Below are 18,837 nucleotides of genomic sequence, written 5' to 3' on the forward strand. Positions count from 1 at the left end.
TCGACATCATCAAGGCTGCTCGCCGGGAAGATGGGCGCCGAGCCGGCTGTGGCACGGTAAGTCCGCGCGCCAACGGGACGTCGCGCTCGTAGCGGGCGCAGAGGGTCAATGCCCGAAATTTCGGGTTCTTGCATCTTCACTTCCTTTGTTGTTGTGATGGTCGCAGGAGGTCTTGCTTCTTGAGCGTACCGCTTTGCGAAGGCGATGCGCCGGGTGGTATGCGCGCAGCTCTGGCTAAATCGGGAGGCCGCGACGACGGGCTCAGCAAGTGAGCGCCAGATCTACTGGCCGAGTTGGGGTCTGCGTTGCCTCAGCCGAGACCTTCGCTCGTGCTCACGTCCATGGACGGCCATGGCCGCTCAGCCTTCTTGTGACCTTCCATGAGCGGCTCGCCGTCCGATCAGCACCGGTGTGCCCTCCAGAACCGGTCCCACCGGGCGACGGTGCCGCTTGCCATCATTGCGCAGGAGATGTCGACGCCGTCCGGCCGGTAGCACCAGGCGGCGATACGATTATAGGAAGTTCCGTTGGCGCTGCACCTCAATGTTCGCCCCTGAACCAGGCGGCGTAGAGCGGAAGTAGCGGCGCCGGCGGACGCTCGGGTGCAGGGATGCCCCGGTGCGCATGACCCGTCTGTCTCTCGCGCATCAATGCCAGCAACGCGGATTCGAGCACCATTGGTGCATCGGAAAGTGTCCCCGTCGTGCACGTAGCCGACCGTGCAATAGAACGCTCCAGGCGGTGGTGAGGCAAGGTGTGTTCGGGCGCTCACCTCCGGAGTTCCGGTGAGTGCCCAAGCCAGCGTGAACATCGCTGCAGAGTAAGGCACCCACGGCCTCCTTCGCGCCGCCCCGATCTGATCGACTTCGGAAGGCTCCGCGAGGCGCGCCTGAGGACGCGGAGCCGCGTTGGACCGTCGTCGCGGCTCGCGCCGCGGTCGCTGATCCAGCCGCGCCAGGCCTTTAGCCTTTCTTCGCAGTGCCGCCGCGGCCGCGCCGCGGCGGTGCCTCTCCGCCTCCCGCGGCGGCTCCTTTGGCGGCGCGTCCTTTTTGACCAAGGCCGATCTTGTGAGCCATTGCTCTGCGAGCAGCCGAATAGCTTTCAGAGACCATCGGGTAATCGGCACGAAGATTGTAGCGCTGGCGGTATTCCGCCGGCGTAAGGCCGTGGCGGGACAGGTGCCGCTTCAGCGTCTTGTACGGCTTTCCGTCGACCATCGAGATGATGTGATCCTTGGAGGCAAGCGACTTCCGGACAGAAACGGCCGGCGTAAACTCTTGCGTTGGCGGCGCCTCATCGACGGTCGCTTCCGGGATCGAAGATCCGCCAGCGAGCTCCGTCACCGTGGCATGCATCGTGCGCAAGAACTGGGGCACATCCTCAGCTTGTGCGCGATTGTTCTGATTTCCCAACCAGGCAATCGTCAACTCGGTCGCGAGCTCCACGGCATCCAGGTTTCGTTCGTCGGCCATTTGCTACTCCTGAGGCATTTCCCGCGCCGCATGCGCGACCCCGATGACTACGTCAATGGTAACAGCAGTATTCGAGCAGCAGAATTGGCACTGGTCATCGGCCATTCCCGGAGCAGCAGCCCGGCGCACGGCGCCAGCGCGGGAGCCACTCCGGGAACGGTAGGAGGTCTCCTAAGAGATTGTTCCTGGCGACGCCTTCCGCCTGCAAGCTCTGCTCCTACCGCCGAACGGAGATCCAAGTAATCGTCGAAATAGCCAACCCCGTTCAAAGATAGCGCATGCGTAATCAGCGACCGGCTACGTCTGCCGGTCCCAGAAGTCCCTCCAAGAATGTCGCCACTCTCTGATCGACCGGGAGGGTCAGATCGGGTCCAACGGCTTGCGAGGGAGGCGGCCCCCACCCGCGAACGAACCGTGCCCACCCGAAGAGGGTGAATCCGATAGCCGGCCGCCACCCTGGCGCCTTTTCCCACTCGTCGACCATCGCGCTGAGCAACGGCTCGTCCAGAATCCCGCCAATCTCATTCCTGCATTCCGAGGCGACCCTCTCCCATCCCAAGGTCGCGAACTTCGCGGCGAAGCATTCTGCGGCCGCGAAATTGATCGCGGCATGGCGCCGAAGTTGCACGATGCCGTCATCCTGAGCACGGGCTACGTGTGGCCAGAGGCTCGCGAGCAACTTGCATGCCGCTGTGAGCCGGGAGGCGCCAAATTCCAGGTCGAAACCGGCTGGCTGCCGTGCATCGGTGGCCCCATTGGCTCCGGCAAGCGCCCACGCGCAGGAAAACAGCTGAAGCGAGCTCAGTTCGGCAGCCGCCCGCAAGGTAGTGAAGCTTGCAAGGCCGCTCTCCACTTCCGTCTTGAGTATCTGCTCAACTTTGAGAAACTCCCGAGCTGTGACGTCGGACTGGCCGGCGTCGCGGATCGGCCCCGCGCCGAGGCGAAAGCGAATCGAAAGAGCGAGCAGATAATCTAGTTCGTCATGCTCGGATTTGGATGCGGTGCGCGCGCGTCGCCGAGCGTTGACTGCGCAACGGTAGGCGGTGTCCCACTTCTCTAAGTACAGCGCGATACAGGAATAGAGCGCAAAAAGGCGGTAGCCGCCTGAGTGAATGGCCCAGTCTCTTTCTTGTTCGAACGTCGGGGTCTTCGCCTCGTGCGCGGCACCGGATCCAGCCACGTTGATCCGCTCGAGAGCCTCGATAGCAAGGTTGACGCGCACACCGTCTCTTTCAAAAAACAGCTGCAACAGGAGCGGGACCCGCCTGCGAGCGGCGCGCCGCTGCTTTTCCGCCACACTTTCCAGCTCTGCAGTTATGTCGAAGAATCTTACGCGCACTGTGAGACTGGCATCGTCGAATTCCTCCACCATATCAGCCACGAACCGTGCCAAGGCCGATTCGTCGCCGGCGGCAACCTTGCGCTGAAGCTCCTGAATCGGCCGCAGGGAGTTTAGGCGAGCTGAGAGCCATGGCGAACCAAAGCCGATTGCAGCACGTTCAATAGCTCGGCCAAGCTCAGATATTTCCTCGAGCTCACGGTCGATTGCCGCGAGGTTCGGGGATGGATCTGTAAAGATGCTGAGGTTTACCACCTCGCTCAGGAGCTCCTCCCGAGACATAACGGGACCGCCCGCCTCTCCCGTTGCCTCTCGCTCAAGACGCGCGAGTACCTGCCGCAAGCGCAACGAGAAATGCTCGCGAGTGCGCCTGACGGTGTCGCCCTGAACGTGTGGTGGCGTCCCGCTTCGCTTGTTCAGCTGGCGGTTCCCTTCAGACGCCGCAGACAGATTCAGCTTCAGCAGCAATGGCTCGATCGCATCGCGAAGGCGCTTGAAAATATCTTCCTTGAGTGCAGCTTCCGAGCTGCCGTCCCCTTCTGCCATGTCGTGGATGTTCAGCAACGGAGCGTATTGCCGAGTGCTGCGGACAACAAAGTGCTCCCCATCGAGTGCAGCTGTGCAGTGCCACTCGCGGTAGGCCTCGATCAAAACAACATCAGACGTCACGAAGACGAACCGCCGGTCCTTGGAGTAAGACGCAGCGTTCGCGAATGCCTGCACAAGGGCTAAGGTCTGGGCATCGTTCCTAAGTGCCGCATCGGACCTTTTGTGGTTACGCTCCTGCGCCAGGGTCCGTATGCTCTTCAGCCAGAAAGCGGGCGTTTCCGACCGTCGAACATTGCTGTCCCCTTCAGGCTCATCCAGTTCCGCAGCGGTGTGCAAAAACTCCAATCGAGGAGACAGCTCGGAGTGGATTCGCTTCAGCTGACCAAACGGCTGCGTGACCCTGAGCTTCGCGAGCTCGTCGGCAAGGCGGCGGCTGAAGGCATAGCTCCAGAAGTCCCGCCCCGGCGCTTCGTATGAACCCGCAGACGGGGTTCGAACCTGTGACAACGCTCTTCGCAATTTCTCGAGGTCTTCTCTCAACACGGGAGGCTGTGATCGAAGATATGTGTCGACATCCTCGGTGGTCACGGGGGCCTCAGGAGCAGTGAGCGCCTTGAACGCCATGTCTTCGTCCAGTGCCAGGATTCTTTCTAGTTCCTCTGGACACCCGCCGCGCTGAAGTATCAGCGAACGGTAATATTCTACCAAGTAATCCCACCGCCTGTCCAATTCAGACAGGTGCTGACGGGACATATAGATTCGACCATCTTTCATCCCGGGAAGCGGGCTGCTGATGAGGTACTCTCCGGTGAGAATCATCGACTGCCGATTTATGAGAGCTCGCGTGTCCTCTTCGACTCGTGAAATTTGTTTTTTCCGCCAAAGACGGGTGTTGAACACTCCGACAGACTGCCGCCTGTCGCGGTAAATTTGTACCCTGTCCGCTCCTGTGCCCTGGTACTCATTCCACCCGCTGACAAAGAGTTCGAACACGTCCTCGTCGAAAACGTACACAATTTCCCCGCCAGAGGCGGCAAAGGCCCCGTCAGCTTCGTTCCGTTCCATGTCGAGGCAAAGGTCCAGCGCTGCCAGAGTCCAGGCGAGCTGCCGCTGCAGGAGATCGCGTTCGATGTCAGCCACAGGCCATCGCAGCCTCGAGTCCGGCGGGTTCGATTTCAGTCGAAAGACCACGCTTCCGACTCAAGGTAAGCGGTAACCGGCCCTCCGCCCTCTGGAGGTGCCCTCGCAGCCCCATGCGCCGATCTCCGGTCGGATAGCAATGCTCCAGGCGCATCGCGGGAACGAGTGCGTCCACTCCCTCGGCTGACAAGCCGGGCCGGTTTGAGACGATGCGCCTCAACTCTGCAGCGACGCGCTCTTTCCCGAAATGGCGGTTCAACTCATCAGCGATGGCCTCCCATATGTCGGGCGTGCTGAACGCCGTGTCCGCTCTCCAGAGACGCTCAAACGTCGCCAGTGCGGAACGGACGTCCTCTCGCGAAACGGCAATGCCATAGATCAGTGGGGCATCGTGACCTGTTTGTTGTGCGAGCACAGACTCGAAGTGAAGCCGCACGTCTTCGAGAAGGGTGATATCCACAAACTCGAGAATGGCATACGTCAGGGCTGGAACGAGTTCGTCGTCAGCCTCCGGGTCGAGCCACTGTTTTCCTAGAGCCGCGAGAATCGAGTGTACGATCTGCTCCGATGACCGGCACGGCAGCACTGAGAAAATGCGAAGTGCGAGCATTGGGACTTCAGCGGATTCCATAAAATGACGATCATTGAGCAGTCGTAGTATTCCTCGTTCCAGCGCCCTCTGAGTGGCGATCGCTTCTGCTGCGTTCCGCGTAGTTGGCTCATCGTAGAAACGGCCGAGTTCGTCCGGCAGTCTTTCCTCTGGCAGATCCCGCTCCACATCCAGCAGGATCGGTGCGAATGCCTCTCGCCGATCTGCCGGCCGAAAGTCAGAGTGCCAGATCCGCACGCCATCGGCCCACCATTCGGCCCAGCCAGCTTCAGACCAAGATGCCATGGCGGAGAGGGGCAGCGAACGGCGGGCGCTCCACTCAGGGAATTCAGGTGATGACTCCGTCACGAGATCGTCGCGTCCAACTCGCGGATGATGGTGCGCCATGACCTCCCGGCTCGGGTCGTGTCGGCGTAGTTCACGTGAGCGGTGACGTTCGCCGAGCGAGATTTCGGGATGGGAGCCGGGATTCCGCAGGCTATCGTATCAAGAACCTGATCCATGGCCACTCCCACAGCGACCAGTTCGCAGGAACCTGGGTAGCGTCGAGCGAGAGTGCAGTCCAGGTTGTATGTCAGTCCTGCCATGGGAGCCGCCGCCATGCGCCGACGCGGACGGTGGCGAAAGCGCTCATAGCCTCTCGCAGTGATGACATTCGGCGCATAGAGCGGAGTGTGTTCGCACCGGAATAACGCCAACGGCCGCGCGACTCGGCCGTTCTCGGCCCACAGCCCGAGAAGGTCCCTCAGCTGTTTAGTGGCCGACGGGGGAAGGCGAGCGCCGGATTGCGCATCGACGAGCGCCGCGACACGCTCCAGTTCGGGAGCCAACCACACGATGTGATCCCTCGCGCCTTTCAGGAACGCGCGTCGTGCTTCCGGTAGTTTCAGCCCTTCATTCAGGCTGAGCGCGCATCTCTCAAGGAAGGGCAAGTCAGCTCGGCGGTTCAGGATCTTCGTTTGGGAGACGAACCGCAAACTCGGATCAACAATCAAGGCGCCTGCGCGGATGAGGTCGATGTGGTAATGAAGCGGCCCCAGCGTCACGAAGATCGAGTCTTCGTAAACTGCGGTGGGTGTCCGCGTGTCTGAGAGCTTGTGCGCCCGCCCAGTAGCCGCATTTATGACGTCTCCCGCCGTGATGATCGCTGCACCAAGGGCTGCCCATGCGTCTCGTGGCGTGAACGGGCTGCCGGTCGCTATGGTTGACGCATCTAAAAAACCGCGGCCTTGGAGTTCGCTCTCTAGACAATCTCGGACTGCACTCGCCGCTTCGGCATCCACGTGCCCTAGTTGGACCGCGTCGAGCAGCGAGGCGAGGTGCGCTTGGACCAGGCAGAAAGCCATTGTGTTGTCAGCGCGATCCCACGCTGAAGAGGCCGCGGTGGTTATTCTCAAGAAATGCGAGAAGGTCGATGATCTCCCCACTGCAAAGTCCCCCGGCAAAACCCTGTGAGCCGCAGTCTGCCCAGGAAAGCAGCAACTGGCAATCGGCTTCGGGGCAATTCTTAGAAGCCGTTTGCTGAGGCTCACGAAAGAGTCGCGCGGGACCTTCTGGCACTAATTGGCGATCGATGCCTGGCCCGCTGGCGAGCTTCAGCCAACAACGCTGCTGCCGTGTAGCTCATGATATTCCGCTTCGCCCCGTTCATATCCCTCCAGGCAGCACTTCCGCCCATGCCCTCGACGATCAACTGCGCGATGTGCGGGACCATCTGTTGGAGCTCGGGCGAGAGTGTGCGCCATTTCTCAAGAATGCGCGACGCGTACGGGTCCAATGCGACGTTCGAACCAGCAAGAGCCTCGATGGGGGGAAATTCGCCACTCTCAGCCATGTCTAGGTTCGAACTCCTTTGTCGGTCGGATAGCGGGCTCGTGCCGCCAGACCCTTAGTGAACGAGCATCGACGAGGAAGCTGCGATCAACCTTCTGAGCTCCACGTCGAAAGCGCCAATTTCGCCGCCGCCGGTCCCGAAACGGGCGCGGGGACAGTCCGCCGGGGATGACCGAGTTTCGCCTGTTGAGCCCGTTTGCCCGCCTCGCAGCAAAACCGCTGGAAAGTCGCGTGGTTGTCCTTAGACTTGCCCGCAGGGGATGAACGTAGGGGGCACGCTTGGGTCTGCGCGCGAGGACACTGGTGGATCTGTGTGGGGAGGTGCTGGGCCCGAGGGAGGGGCCCTTGGAACTCTTGGCGGATGATCCCCGAACCGAATATGTCACTGGCGTCCTGCGCCCGGAGCCGATCGGAGGCACCTCTCATTCAGACGTGGATGGGGAAGCTCCAGAGCTGCTAGGCGATGCGGCCGGTGGCGAAGAGGATTCGAATGAGGAGTCGTTCGTTGGGACGGCGCCGCCGTCGCCGTCGATTGACCCAAGTCAGCCACCGAGATCCTTGGGGCTCTCCTTCGTCGTCGATGGTCCCTCTCCGCGGGTACGGGTGTGTGCGACCTGGGCACGCTACGCGGCGGAGGACGGTGGCTGGCGTCGTAGACCGGATGCCCTCGTAACGGACTGGCTCGACCTGGCCGTGCTCCAGAGGTCGTTTGAGCGGGACGGTGCCGAGCTGAGGGTTGAAACCAGCCTCCTTCGCAGCGGCGATCGGCGCGTGAGCGTCTGGTTGCTGAACATCAGGCGCGAGACGGAGCGGGGGCGTCAGGGTCCGACGGAGCACGTATTTCAGCCTCAAATCCGCGTCCTGTTGAGCGATGGTTCATCCCTGCTGCCGATGCGCAGTGCGACCGCTCGCGGCACGCGGGAGGAGGAGGATCTTGACCTGCTTTACGCCGGCCGGGAGGCTTTCGCGCGGGGCCACATGTGCGGTGCTACCTGGCGCGCCATCGATCCGGAGCGCCATGCACAAAACCTGGAGGCGGAGCGACCTAGTCAGGCTCCTTTTGCCTTTACCGACGCGCACGTCCTCCCACCGGATGAAGCGGCGGCTTTCTCGCCGCCCGATTTGCGAACCGAATATCTGCCTCTCCACTCCGTGCAAGCTCCGGAGACTGCATGGTTGGGCCGTCGAGGTGCTCCAGTGCTTGATGCGGGCACGCTCGCCGTCACTTGGGAGCCGCAAGCTGTTGAAGCAGCCCTCTCGCCCCTAGCGACGGGGTACCGCGAGTGGGTGGACGAACTCGGTCGGCGGGCTGATGCGCTGCCGGATCACTTGCGCGAAGCGGGCCGTGCGAACGCTCGTCTTTGCCAGACACTGGCAGATCGCCTGCAGGACGCGATCACATTGCTCCTGAACGATGAGGATGTCCGTCTGGCATTTTGTTTCGCGAACCGCGCGATGGCGATGCAGGGGCAATGGTCCCGTCACGAGCCTCTCGTGTGGAGACCTTTTCAGCTCGCGTTCCTTTTGATCACCCTACGCTCCACGGCGAATGCGGATGATGCGGGTCGTGAAGTCTGTGACCTCCTTTGGTTTCCGACGGGCGGTGGAAAGACGGAGGCCTATCTCGCGCTTGCGGCATTCACGCTGGCACATCGGCGTCTCCGCTCGACATCAGGCGGTGGAACGGGTGTGATCTCGCGCTACACGCTGCGCCTCCTTACGATTCAGCAGTTTCGGCGGGCGCTCGCGACTGTGACCGCGTGCGAGATGCTGCGCGTGGACGGCCTCGCCGATCCAGGCGGCGTAGTCGGCTGGCGTCCCCAAGGTTGTCCTCGCGTAGAGACCTTCCTTTGGGGAGGAAGTCGATTTTCAGCGGGTCTGTGGGTGGGCGGCAACGTCACGCCAAATCGTATGGATACGATCGCAGCACGCATCGACAACAGGATCCACATTTACCTCGGCGCGATCGACGTTCTTCGGGGTGCCAGACCAGGGTATCAGGGGCCGGACCAGTCGATAGTTCGCCAGCTGCAGGGTGGCCGGGTTCATCTCGGCGGCGAGCCGGCACAGGTAGTAAACTGCCCTTGCTGTCGGACCATCCTGGCAGTTCCGCAGGCGACCGGCGCCGGCGGTGGTCTCCGGGAAGGCGAGCACCGCCTTCATATTCCTCATGCTCTTGCGGGCCGAGCCGTGGACGCCTCGCGGCTTGTCGCCCCCGGCCAGGGGGTTGAGCTCGTCGGGGTCGAGACGACGGAACTGGGCGACGCCTTTGCAACCGCCCTTACCCTTCGTGTTTCTGAGGGCGCTGCCATCACTGCGGAGCGATTTGACGAATGGTGGGAAGCCGTGATCGTACCGTCACTGGTTCCGGGGGACCTCTTGTGCGCCCGGCCGGCTCGACCGGGCTATGCGCTGGTAAGAAGAGACGGCATTGCTTCTGCGGTGACGGGCTTCGAAGTGCTTTGTCCCCACCCCGGATGTGAGCTGAACCAGTGCGCGTGGGCCGAGAATGTGCCAGTGTTGCGCTCCGCCACCCGAGCAGCTGCGGCCTCGGATCGGTCATTCCGGTCAGCCGAGCACGCGATGCTACCTACGCTCTCCGGCTGGTGGCAGGACCCGCCGCTTCCTCTCGGGCGCATTTCCACCAGGGTTTTCGGCCGCATCCCGATCCCTGCGTGCACCGTGGACGAGCAGGTATATGCTCAATGTCCAGGGCTGGTGGTTGCAACGGCTGACAAGTTCGCGCGCCTCGCCTTCGAACCGCGCGCAGCGGGCATTTTCGGCAATGTTGAACGCTATCATTCGATTGAGGGCTATTATCGACCTGGCGGCTGGCAGCCGAACCAGCAGCAGAGTTTCCGGCCCGATCCCCCAGGAGGCCCAGGTGGCCACGCTGCGTTGTACGTCAACGTTCCGGGGTTCGATCCGCCCGACTTGATAATCCAAGACGAGCTCCACCTTATCGAAGGCCCGCTGGGGAGCATGGTGGGCCTCTACGAGGCTGCAATCGAGTCGCTGTGCAGCAGAACTGACGGAAGGGGGCCCAAGTACGTCGCATCTACCGCGACCGTTCGCCAGGCTGCGCCGCAGGTCCGCGCCTTGTTCGATCGGGAAGTGGCCCAGTTCCCCGCACCCGGTCTCTCCGCAGACGACTCTTTCTTCGCGCGGACATCGGAGCCGCACCCGCTGGACGAGGCCGGAGCGGGTCGCCTCTACGTCGGAGTCGCCTCTCCTGGAAAGGGCGCACAAACTCCGATCGTGCGGATCTGGTCGAGCCTTCTTCAGTCGGCGGTCACGACGAGCCAAGCCCCGCCCGAGGAGGACCCAGATCGGCTCTGGACGCTTGCTGGTTATTTCAACGCGGTCCGCGAACTCGCTGGCGCGGCGACTCTGTACCGTCAGGACATTCCCGACCGCATGCGCCGCCGCTACGGCGCCTCGACCCGAGCCACGGAGCCCAACGGATATATGGAGCTCTCCAGTCGGGTTGATTCCGTTGAGCTGCCTGGAATGCTCGATGCGCTGGAGATCCCGTTCGGCGTCGACGTCGTCTGCGCTACATCCATGTTCGGCACCGGTGTCGATATTGATCGCCTCGGGCTGATGGTTGTTCACGGGCAGCCGAAAACCACCTCAAGCTACATCCAGGCGACGGGCCGCGTTGGCCGACGCTCAGGCGCGCTGGTGGTAACTTTCTTGCGTGCCTCGCGTCCACGTGACCTCGATCATTATGAGTTTTTCTGCGGCTATCACCGGGCGCTGTATCGGCACGTGGAGGCGATCACAGTGTCGCCGTTCGCACCTAAAGCGCGTGATCGCTGCCTCGGACCGCTCGCGGTCGCGCTGCTGCGCCAGGCGGCCACCCTTGACGATCAGCCGGTGCATCCGAACTGGCGGGTCGAGCAGCGGCTTTCCGGCCAGCGGTACCACAGCGAGGCGATCAGGATGGCAGCGCATCGACGCGATGCTGATGTCAGGGCCATTGCCGCGATTCTAGAGCGGCGATCCCAGACGCAGCCGAACGACGTAAGGCCCGTTCCGGGTATCACCGCAATCGAGACTGAAGCCGAGTTGGATCGATGGCAGATGCTCGCGCGACGGGCGAACGGCCGCGATCAGCTGGTTTATTGGGAATCCGCGATGGTCAGGACTCCAGTCCGCGAGGTGGTGTTGGGGGATCCGCAGCATGCCGGAGCGGCGCTGGCTCAGGCATTCGAGAGCGCGCCGCAGAGTCTGCGCGCGATCGAGGAAACCACCACGTTCAAGATTTAGGTGCAGAGTTGGCCGGCCAATCAATTCGACGTTCGCAATTCATCACCACCTACGGTCCCGGAGCGATTCTGGAGAGCGTCGAGGGCCCACGGATCATTCTCGGCCTGGAATGGTCGGGTATCTTCGACGACGTAAGCCCGGACGATCACGAGATCGTCGAGCGCCGCCTTTCAGACGGCCTCTTGGACGGAGCCAAGATCGTGGCCGTGCCCTCCAACGCGGAACTCGGCGTGGAGGACAGCCGCGGCGTTTACCGCACCTCGCCTTTCCCGAAGTGGTCGCTGTGTGTTCGGCACTCTGTTCTCTATCGCAAGACCACTGGCGACGCTCGGACGTGCCCACAGTGCCGTGCAAGCGCTAATCAATTTGACGCCTGGCGTAAGGCCGGAGCGGAGAAGACGCGCTTCATTCAGGTCTGCCCATCAGGGCACATGCAGGATGTGGACTGGAACTTTGTGGTGTCGTCGATGGGTGGGCGGTGCAATGGGAGTTGCAGGCCGGATTATTTCGAATGGGAGGGCGGAGGCGGCGCACTCGGCTCAGTGCTCATCCGATGCCCGAACTGCCGGCAGGCCGCCAATCTTGGTCTGGCTTATGCCAGGGAATGGCGCTGTTCCGGTGACTTTCCCGAAGAATCGGGTGCGGCGCGTCCACCTTGTCAATCCCGAGGGCGAATCGTGCAGCGGGGGGCTTCGAACGTCTTCATCCCGGAGACGGTGACTGCGCTTACAATTCCGCCAGCGGCGCTGGAGCTTCACCGCCTGCTGGACAAGCGGCCTCTGCGGCTGCTCTTTTCGGTGATGCGGCCTTCATCCTTTGAAGCGCTTCGCGATTTGCTCGAGCAGGCGTCGCAAACGGGAAACCTCAGCCGGCATACGGTCGACGCCATCCTTGCACACCCGCCGGGTGAGGTGATGCGCGCTCTTGAGGAAGTCATGCGGCCCAACGATGCCCGCACAGAAGCAGAGATGCGGCTCGACGAGTATCATCGACTTCGTGATGCCGCGGCCGAGGGCTACCCGTTGCGTCCAGGTTCGGCGACGGCGCAGTTCGAGGTGGTCCGGGACGACGTCAGGATTTTCGATATCACAGATGTAGCGCGGTTCCGGGTGACGCCCGTGAGCCGCCTCCGAGTAGTCATGGCCCAGACGGGGTATCGGCGTCTCGACGGCGCGGCGGTCGATCGCCGCGCCTGGTTCGATCGTGACGCCTGGTATCCTGGCGCCGAACTTTTTGGTGAGGGGATTTTCATCGATCTCGTCGACGCCTCCGGCGTCCCGGCGCCGGTGCCGACAAGCGGGGATGCGGCCGCCGCCTGGTCCGCGGCGCCAGCCGCAGGTTGGGCGGCCGATCCTCTTCAGCTCGATCCGGCGTTCGTGTGGTTGCACACGCTCTCGCACCGGCTGATCGGCTCGCTTTCCCTGAGTTGCGGTTATTCGTCCGCAGCCCTTCGCGAGCGGGTATTTCTCGAACGAGCCCCTGGAATGCGGCCTCTTGGCGGCGTTCTCCTCTACACGGTTCAGCCGGGCGGCGACGGTACTCTCGGTGGGCTGGTGTCGCTTGTACCTGCCTTCCGCGCGATACTCGAAGGGGCGCTGAGCAATCTCGACTCCTGCTCGAACGATCCACTCTGCGGGCGCGAGCGGTTCGGGCGCGATCGGGTAAACGGCGCGGCCTGCTACGCATGCCTTTTTCAATCCGAAACCTCGTGTGAGCACCGGAACATGTCGCTGGACCGCAACGTGCTGCTTGCACGATGACGGCTGCGCTCTTCGCCTCTGGTTCGGAGTGGGTGGGCGCCGGTGTTCGCTCGATCGAAACGGGTTTGCACGACCTGTTCGCCGGCGCGGAGCGGCGCATTGTGGCCTCCGCGTACGCACTCGGAGGCGCCGCCTTCGATCTGCCGGAGGCGTGGGTGGCCGATGCGCTCTCAAGAGAGGTCAGCGTGCTCCTCGTGGCAAACCGCTGGGACGAGCAACCGCGCGCTGCTACGGGCCCCATCGAGCGCCTCGCTCGCTCTGATGCCCGTCTGGAGATATGGAGCTGGGACGGCCCTGAGTGGCACGAACTCCACGCCAAGGTGGTGGTGGCAGACGAGCGAAGGGCACTTATCGGCTCTCCAAACTGGTCGGGTAATGGCCTGCTGCGTAACCACGAGCTAGCGGTTCTCGTTGAGGGCGAGGCAGCGCGAGCGGCATCGCGCCTCGTCACAGTGCTGACCGGCTCGACATGGGCACATCGGCGGCCATAGGCTCATTTCCATGGCTGAGGACCTGACGGACGATCTGCGTCGGCTGCACGACGCGCTTGGAGAAGGCGCTGATGCGCCGACTGGCGATCGGTTGGCCGAGCGTTTCACGCGTCTCGTCGTCGATCATCTGATCGAGATTGGCAGGATTGACGACGGTCAGGTCGCGCTCTGGGAAGGACCAGCAGGCCGTGGACTTGGGCGGGTCACGGGCTATGGAATTGGAGGCGAGCGCGACACGTTGGACCTGATCGCGACGGAGCTAGGCTCGGCCGACGACCTCCGCACGCTCCGGGCAGAGGATCTCGATCGATTGGCAGGACAGGCCGGTCGGTTCGCGTAATTGGCTCTTAAGTCAGATGTCAGCGGCGATGCCAGCGGCGAAGCAGCGGCGATGCTGGCGGCGATCTACGCAGTTCGAGGCAGGCTCCGCCGGGTCCGCATCTTCATCGCAACGGATGCGGTCTCTGCTGCTAGGAGGATGCCGCGACGCACCGTCGCCGAACTTCCCGCGGAGATTGAGGTGTGGGATCTGCCCCGCCTCACCCGAAGCCTGTCGGTCGAAGGCCACGGAGAGCCGATCGACGTTGACTTCGAGAACTCTTCATTCGGCAGTCAGCCGTTTCTGCGCCTCGACGCCGGTACGGAACACTCCACGCTGCTCATGATGATGCCCGGCCAAATTCTGGCGGATCTGTATGAGGAGCACGGGGCGGGGCTGCTTGAGTTCAACGTGCGCTCCTTCCTGTCGGTCAGAGGCAAGGTAAACAAGGGCATCAGGGAAACGGCCCTCAGCGAACCTGATCGCTTCCTCGCCTACAACAACGGGATCGTGATCACTGCGGAATCGATTTACGAGCAGTTCGTGCCCGGTGTGGGCAAGGCAATCGCCAAGCTCGTCAACGTGCAGATTGTGAACGGCGGTCAAACGACAGCGACGATACACGATGCCGCTCGTCGCCTGGGTGCTGATATTTCCCGCCTCGCCGTGGCAGCGAAGGTGGTCATAGTCGGCTCCGGTGTGCGCGAGGAGATGGTCAAGCGCATCTCGCGCTTCGCAAACACGCAGAACCCGATGCAGCAAGCAGACCTCTCTGCCAACGAGCCGTTCCACATAGCTGTCGAGCGCTTGTCGCGCTCTACTTGGTGCCCGGGCGGTGATCGCCGCTGGTTCTACGAGCGGGCGCGAGGCCAGTATGAGGTCGAACTCAATCGTGAGGGCGACACGCCAGCCCGGCGGGCCAGGTTTCAAAGGCAGACCCCGAAGGAACTTCGATTCTCGAAGGTCGACGTGGCCAGATTCCTGAACGCCTGGGGCAGGAGGCCCCATCATGTCAGCCTTGGGGGGCAGAAAAATTTCACTCACCTGATGGAGGACCTTCGGCGGCGCAACGGCCTTGCCTGGGAGCCCGATCAGCAGTGGTATCAGGACGTGGTCGCGGTCGCCATTTTATGGCAGGCCGCGGAAAGAGTGGTTCGCTGGGAGGGGATTCCGGCCTTCCGCGCCAACGTCGTAGCGTATCTGGTCTCTTTGCTGTCTGCGCGATCATCGGGCCGTCTGGACCTGAAACGGGTCTGGAATGCTCAGGCTGTGTCGCCCGAGCTGGAGGCGATGATGAGAGGCTGGGCAGTTCCGGTTCGCGATGCGCTTACCCGCGGCGCGGACTCACGGCAGCGAAATCCCACGGAGTGGTTCAAGCGGGAGGAGTGCTGGACCGAGATGTCGGGAATAGAGTTGACGATGCCCATGCCGTTGCCGGCCGAGTTCGGTGCGGGCGCTCGAGCCGTGGACCTGATGCCGGATGCCGCCGGCGCGGCACCTTCGGCGGATCTCCTCGGGGCGATTCGTGTGAAGACTCTCGACGCCGGCCGGTGGACGTCGATCGCCGAATGGGGTTCACGCACTGGGCTGCTGCACTGGCGACAGTCAGGCATCGCGACGACGCTTTCCGGGATGGCAGCCCAGCAGTGGCGCAAGGAGCCCTCCGCGAAGCAGGTCGAGGCGGCCATCAGTATTCTGAACTTGGTCGAGCAGCATGCGCCGGAGTTGGTGCGTCGTCCGTAGTCCGGAGTAAGAGGAACCGCAGCCGCACTGAGAGTGGCCAAGACGGATCGGAAAGAACCCGGCGACGTTAGAGAGTGAAGTCGGATTGCAGGAGGCCTGCAATCTCTACTCCCGTCTCATGACCATGCATGTGACGCGAACGTTTTCTTATGGTAGAATACCCTTGCGTCGCAGATCTCGAGGAGGAACCAGATGTCCGGTCTGGAGAGCTTCGCGAAAAAATACATTCTACCGCTGATCGAGCGGATCGCGCCTCATTGGGCGGAGGGGCTAAAGGTCAATTTCGCCGTCAGCGCAGAGAAAGAGCGAAGGCCGCATCCTTTCAGCCTCTTCACCGGTATCGGCATGGGACCCCCCGATCCAGGTGCCACGGCACCAGTGGCGAAGCCCTTGGGACCCAATGCACCGGCCGCTGCGCCCTCGCTCCGGACCGCATCGAGAATACCGTTCGCTCCGTCGGGGTATGTGAGTTGGCCCGGCCTTGCCGACCGTCGGTATACGGGGCGGCACCTTCCACCTGCCCAACCCGGCTACGTGTCGAGCCTCCCGCGCGCCAAAGAGGTCGTGCGCACCGTCCTATTGCGGCGCCCAGGGACTTTCACGCCTTGCAGGAGCACGTCGGCGCTATTCTGCTTTTTTGCGCAGTGGTTCACCGACAGCTTTCTACGTACAGATCCGAATGACCGACGGAGGACTACGTCCAACCACGAGATCGATTACTGTCAAATCTATGGGCTGGACGAACGCACGACCTTGGCCCTCCGGAAGCGAAAAGGCGGCCGCTTGCGGCTGGAGAGGAACATGCTTCCTCGGCTTACGGACGAAGATGGAGTTGTGCGCAGCGACTTCCTCGACCTTAGTTATCTGCGCGATGAGGGAGGCGGGACTGGAGGGCCAGATCGCGGGGAGCGCCTCCGTCAGGCCCTGCAGGGTAGCTTGCCGGTGGCGGGTACGCCTGAGCGCTGGCGGTTCATGTACGCCTCGGGCCTTGAACGCGGAAACTCCACGATCCTTTACACGGCGCTGTCGACGATGTGCGTCCGCGAGCATAACCGCGTGGCAGGCGAACTGGCGCGGCTGCACCCTCAGTGGGATGATGATCGGCTATTCGAGACGGCCCGCGTCGTCATGATACGAAATGTCCTGCAGATTGTCGTCGAGGATTACATAAATCACCTCGCCAGAGGCTTCGACTTCAAGCTTGATCAGCACTTCGCGGAGCGGCAGTCGTGGTATCGCAGCAACCGCATCTCTCTTGAGTTCAATCTGCTGTACAGGTGGCACAGCCTCGTTCCCGAGAAGCTCGACTTGGATGGGCGGAGCTACTCACACGAGGAGTATCGATTCAACAACGCGCTGCTGGAAGCCCACGGTGTCGAACGGTGCATCAACGCGGCATCTACCCAGCACGCTGGCCGTATTCAGCTCTACAACACCCCTGAGTGGCTGTGGAAAGCGGAGATGGCGTCTCTCGATATGGCGAGGACTTTCGAGCTGCAGCCGTTTGTCGCCTACTGCGAGCATTTCAGCCGAAAGCCACCGGAGAGCATAGCGGAGTTGGTCGGCGGGGATGAACGAGCCACCGCCGACCTGACAAGGCTCTATGGCAGCATCGAACGCATCGAACTCCCTGTCGGCCTCATCGCCCAGGCGCGAGACCGCGGCGACGAGGATTCAGTTCTTCCTCCCCTAGTGCGCACGATGGTCGCCGTTGACGCGTTCACTCATATTTTCACCAATCCCCTGCTGGCGGAGCATGTCTATGATGCCGCCTTCGGAGGCGCAGCGGCAGATGTCGGAAAGCTCACGGAGGGAACCCGTGGAGTTGCCGGGCTGATGGCGCGCGCTGCGGCTCCGGACAAAACAGTGATCCCGTCTTTTGATGTCCGTGCGCCGCTTCCCACAGACTGAAAACGGCAGCCTCCGCCGCGAATTTTGGGATGCGGCGTAGCAAATTTGGTGCTTTAACTTCGGACGGCCTTCAGGACGGACGCGCGTCTCCTCTCCCTCCCGTGTAAAGGGCGAAGCAGACGACGAGCAGGATCACGCCGCCGATGATCTCGAAGGTCGAGAGCAACTGCGGCAGCCAGTGCGTCAACGTGAAGCCTCCACTACCGCTGGTGGTGATCGTAGAGGCGCTGATCCAGAGCACTTCAGTGACCTTGGTAGGCGCGTCCTTCCACATGTGGCCCGGAAGCAAAGCGTAGAGCAGCGCGTAATCGATGATCAGCTCCAAGTAGCTGTTCAGGGCCAACCACACGCGCCACGAGGCCGTCAGATCGCTGGCCGCGGGCTTTCCGGTCAGTCGATCCATCGCGTCTCGATAGAAGGCGATGAGCACTTCGGCACACCGCGACCAGAGGTACCATGCCCAGAGCAAAAGAGGACTCCAAGCGTGCACTTTCACGGCGCACAAGCTGTTCCCCAGGTAAATAAGCACAGCCACCGTGGATAATGAAATGATCAAGAACAATAGATTCAGTGCGACTAGAATAATAGAACGCCATTCCTTGTCGATGGGTTTCACGCGGTGCGCAATGAGGAAGGTTGGCGACACTAAGATCAGCAGCACGAGCAGTAACGCTCTTCCAATGCGGAGCGTGTGCGGATAGCGGGCCGCGACGTCCTTGATCAGCCTGTCGAGTTTAGATGTTTCCTGCGGCATCTCCCTCTCATTGCCACGGTCGGAAGCGCGACACGAGTGCGTTGCCCGCCATGCCCGCTTTCACGATGGACAAGGCGATACGTGTAGGCGCGGCCGGAGGGAGCCGGCCTCGGACCGACCGGGAGTGATTCACGGACGAGGGATGCCTTGAATTCACAAGCGGCCGCGCACTTCCAAATGTGCTTCCTCGCCCGCCAGCCAGCTCCCCAGCTCGTACAAGAGTTCGGCGGCTGACCATTGCCCACGCCCGACAATCGCGCATTCCCACACCGTCCCGACGCGCCATCCGCCATCGAGGAGGAGGCGAGCCTGCTCATGATCCCGGGACCGAGTCGCGCTGAGCTTACGAGTCCAGAACTCCCTCCGCGTGGCGGGGAGCACTCCATTCGGACAGTCGTGCGCGTGCCAAAAGCAACCATGGACGAACAAGACCGCCCGCCATCGCGGCAACACGAGATCTGGTCTGCCAGGCAGCGTCCGCTGGTGCAGCCGATAGCGAAATCCAGCACGGTGCAATAATCGCCGCACCAGCAGTTCTGGCTTTGTGTCCCGGCCGCGAATCCGGGACATGTTGCGGCTTCGCGCCTCACGGGTGAGCCGATCCGGTTCGGTAGCCCTGCGTAGGGCAGGGAGGCTTCGCATGC

12 protein-coding genes and 1 pseudogene are annotated in these 18,837 nt (G+C 62.3%); 6 read left to right on the forward strand and 7 right to left on the reverse strand.

The window, feature by feature from the left end; all coding sequences use genetic code 11:
- Positions 1-962 precede the first annotated feature (962 nt).
- The 5 genes from VGC56_RS07225 to VGC56_RS07245 all read right to left on the reverse strand — a co-directional run bounded on the left by VGC56_RS07225 (position 963) and on the right by VGC56_RS07245 (position 6,944).
- Positions 963-1,472, reverse strand: a complete 510-nt coding sequence (locus VGC56_RS07225; RefSeq protein WP_464124211.1) for a Ros/MucR family transcriptional regulator — start codon at positions 1,470-1,472, stop codon at positions 963-965.
- A gap of 286 nt (positions 1,473-1,758) precedes the next feature.
- The gene (locus VGC56_RS07230; RefSeq protein ID WP_464124212.1) at positions 1,759-4,500 is read right to left on the reverse strand and encodes a hypothetical protein; all 2,742 of its coding nucleotides are present in this window, start codon (positions 4,498-4,500) and stop codon (positions 1,759-1,761) included.
- Positions 4,493-5,497, reverse strand: a complete 1,005-nt coding sequence (locus VGC56_RS07235) for a hypothetical protein (protein WP_464124213.1) — start codon at positions 5,495-5,497, stop codon at positions 4,493-4,495. Before VGC56_RS07235 ends, VGC56_RS07230 begins: the two co-directional genes overlap by 8 nt.
- Complete coding sequence (locus VGC56_RS07240) at positions 5,455-6,456, reverse strand: hypothetical protein (RefSeq protein ID WP_464124214.1); 1,002 nt, start codon at positions 6,454-6,456, stop codon at positions 5,455-5,457. The genes VGC56_RS07235 and VGC56_RS07240 overlap by 43 nt, the downstream gene beginning before the upstream one ends.
- 182 nt (positions 6,457-6,638) lie before the next feature.
- Entirely contained in the window at positions 6,639-6,944 is a 306-nt protein-coding gene (locus tag VGC56_RS07245) for a hypothetical protein (protein ID WP_464124215.1), read from the reverse strand.
- A 278-nt stretch (positions 6,945-7,222) separates the two neighbouring features.
- Here VGC56_RS07245 and drmA point away from each other — a divergent pair, with 278 nt between their 5' ends.
- From drmA to VGC56_RS07275, 6 genes and pseudogenes are all read left to right on the forward strand, one after another.
- Positions 7,223-11,215, forward strand: a complete 3,993-nt coding sequence (drmA, locus tag VGC56_RS07250; protein WP_464124216.1) for a DISARM system helicase DrmA — start codon at positions 7,223-7,225, stop codon at positions 11,213-11,215.
- A gap of 8 nt (positions 11,216-11,223) precedes the next feature.
- Positions 11,224-12,975, forward strand: coding sequence for a DrmB family protein (gene drmB / locus VGC56_RS07255; RefSeq protein WP_464124217.1), 1,752 nt, complete (start codon positions 11,224-11,226; stop codon positions 12,973-12,975).
- The gene (locus VGC56_RS07260) at positions 12,972-13,466 is read left to right on the forward strand and encodes a phospholipase D-like domain-containing protein (protein ID WP_464124218.1); all 495 of its coding nucleotides are present in this window, start codon (positions 12,972-12,974) and stop codon (positions 13,464-13,466) included. Before drmB ends, VGC56_RS07260 begins: the two co-directional genes overlap by 4 nt.
- Before the next feature lie 10 nt (positions 13,467-13,476).
- A pseudogene (locus VGC56_RS07265) lies at positions 13,477-14,001 on the forward strand (hypothetical protein); the annotation flags it as partial.
- Between the two features lie 132 nt (positions 14,002-14,133).
- Positions 14,134-15,528 (forward strand): AIPR family protein, encoded by a 1,395-nt coding sequence (locus VGC56_RS07270; protein WP_464124373.1) that lies wholly within the window; start codon positions 14,134-14,136, stop codon positions 15,526-15,528.
- 192 nt (positions 15,529-15,720) lie between these two features.
- Positions 15,721-17,439 (forward strand): peroxidase family protein, encoded by a 1,719-nt coding sequence (locus tag VGC56_RS07275; RefSeq protein WP_464124219.1) that lies wholly within the window; start codon positions 15,721-15,723, stop codon positions 17,437-17,439.
- 70 nt (positions 17,440-17,509) lie between these two features.
- Here VGC56_RS07275 and VGC56_RS07280 read toward each other — a convergent pair whose 3' ends face one another.
- Positions 17,510-18,193: a hypothetical protein gene (locus tag VGC56_RS07280; protein WP_464124220.1), complete on the reverse strand. Its 684-nt coding sequence runs from the start codon at positions 18,191-18,193 to the stop codon at positions 17,510-17,512.
- Positions 18,194-18,346: 153 nt separating this feature from the next.
- Entirely contained in the window at positions 18,347-18,835 is a 489-nt protein-coding gene (locus tag VGC56_RS07285) for a very short patch repair endonuclease (protein WP_464124374.1), read from the reverse strand.
- Positions 18,836-18,837: the final 2 nt, after the last annotated feature.

Origin of the sequence: Allosphingosinicella sp. (assembly GCF_036403745.1) — a bacterium.
GTDB lineage: Bacteria > Pseudomonadota > Alphaproteobacteria > Sphingomonadales > Sphingomonadaceae > Allosphingosinicella.

What these genes read in the sequence shown, in the direction of transcription:
- VGC56_RS07225 (WP_464124211.1), bottom strand. Translation starts at nt 1,472, where the DNA reads ATGGCCGACGAACGAAACCTGGATGCCGTGGAGCTCGCGACCGAGTTG.
- VGC56_RS07235 (WP_464124213.1), bottom strand. Translation starts at nt 5,497, where the DNA reads ATGGCGCACCATCATCCGCGAGTTGGACGCGACGATCTCGTGACGGAG.
- VGC56_RS07240 (WP_464124214.1), bottom strand. Translation starts at nt 6,456, where the DNA reads ATGGCTTTCTGCCTGGTCCAAGCGCACCTCGCCTCGCTGCTCGACGCG.
- VGC56_RS07245 (WP_464124215.1), bottom strand. Translation starts at nt 6,944, where the DNA reads ATGGCTGAGAGTGGCGAATTTCCCCCCATCGAGGCTCTTGCTGGTTCG.
- VGC56_RS07260 (WP_464124218.1), top strand. Translation starts at nt 12,972, where the DNA reads ATGACGGCTGCGCTCTTCGCCTCTGGTTCGGAGTGGGTGGGCGCCGGT.
- VGC56_RS07270 (WP_464124373.1), top strand. Translation starts at nt 14,134, where the DNA reads ATGCCCGGCCAAATTCTGGCGGATCTGTATGAGGAGCACGGGGCGGGG.
- VGC56_RS07275 (WP_464124219.1), top strand. Translation starts at nt 15,721, where the DNA reads ATGTCCGGTCTGGAGAGCTTCGCGAAAAAATACATTCTACCGCTGATC.
- VGC56_RS07280 (WP_464124220.1), bottom strand. Translation starts at nt 18,193, where the DNA reads ATGCCGCAGGAAACATCTAAACTCGACAGGCTGATCAAGGACGTCGCG.
- VGC56_RS07285 (WP_464124374.1), bottom strand. Translation starts at nt 18,835, where the DNA reads ATGCGAAGCCTCCCTGCCCTACGCAGGGCTACCGAACCGGATCGGCTC.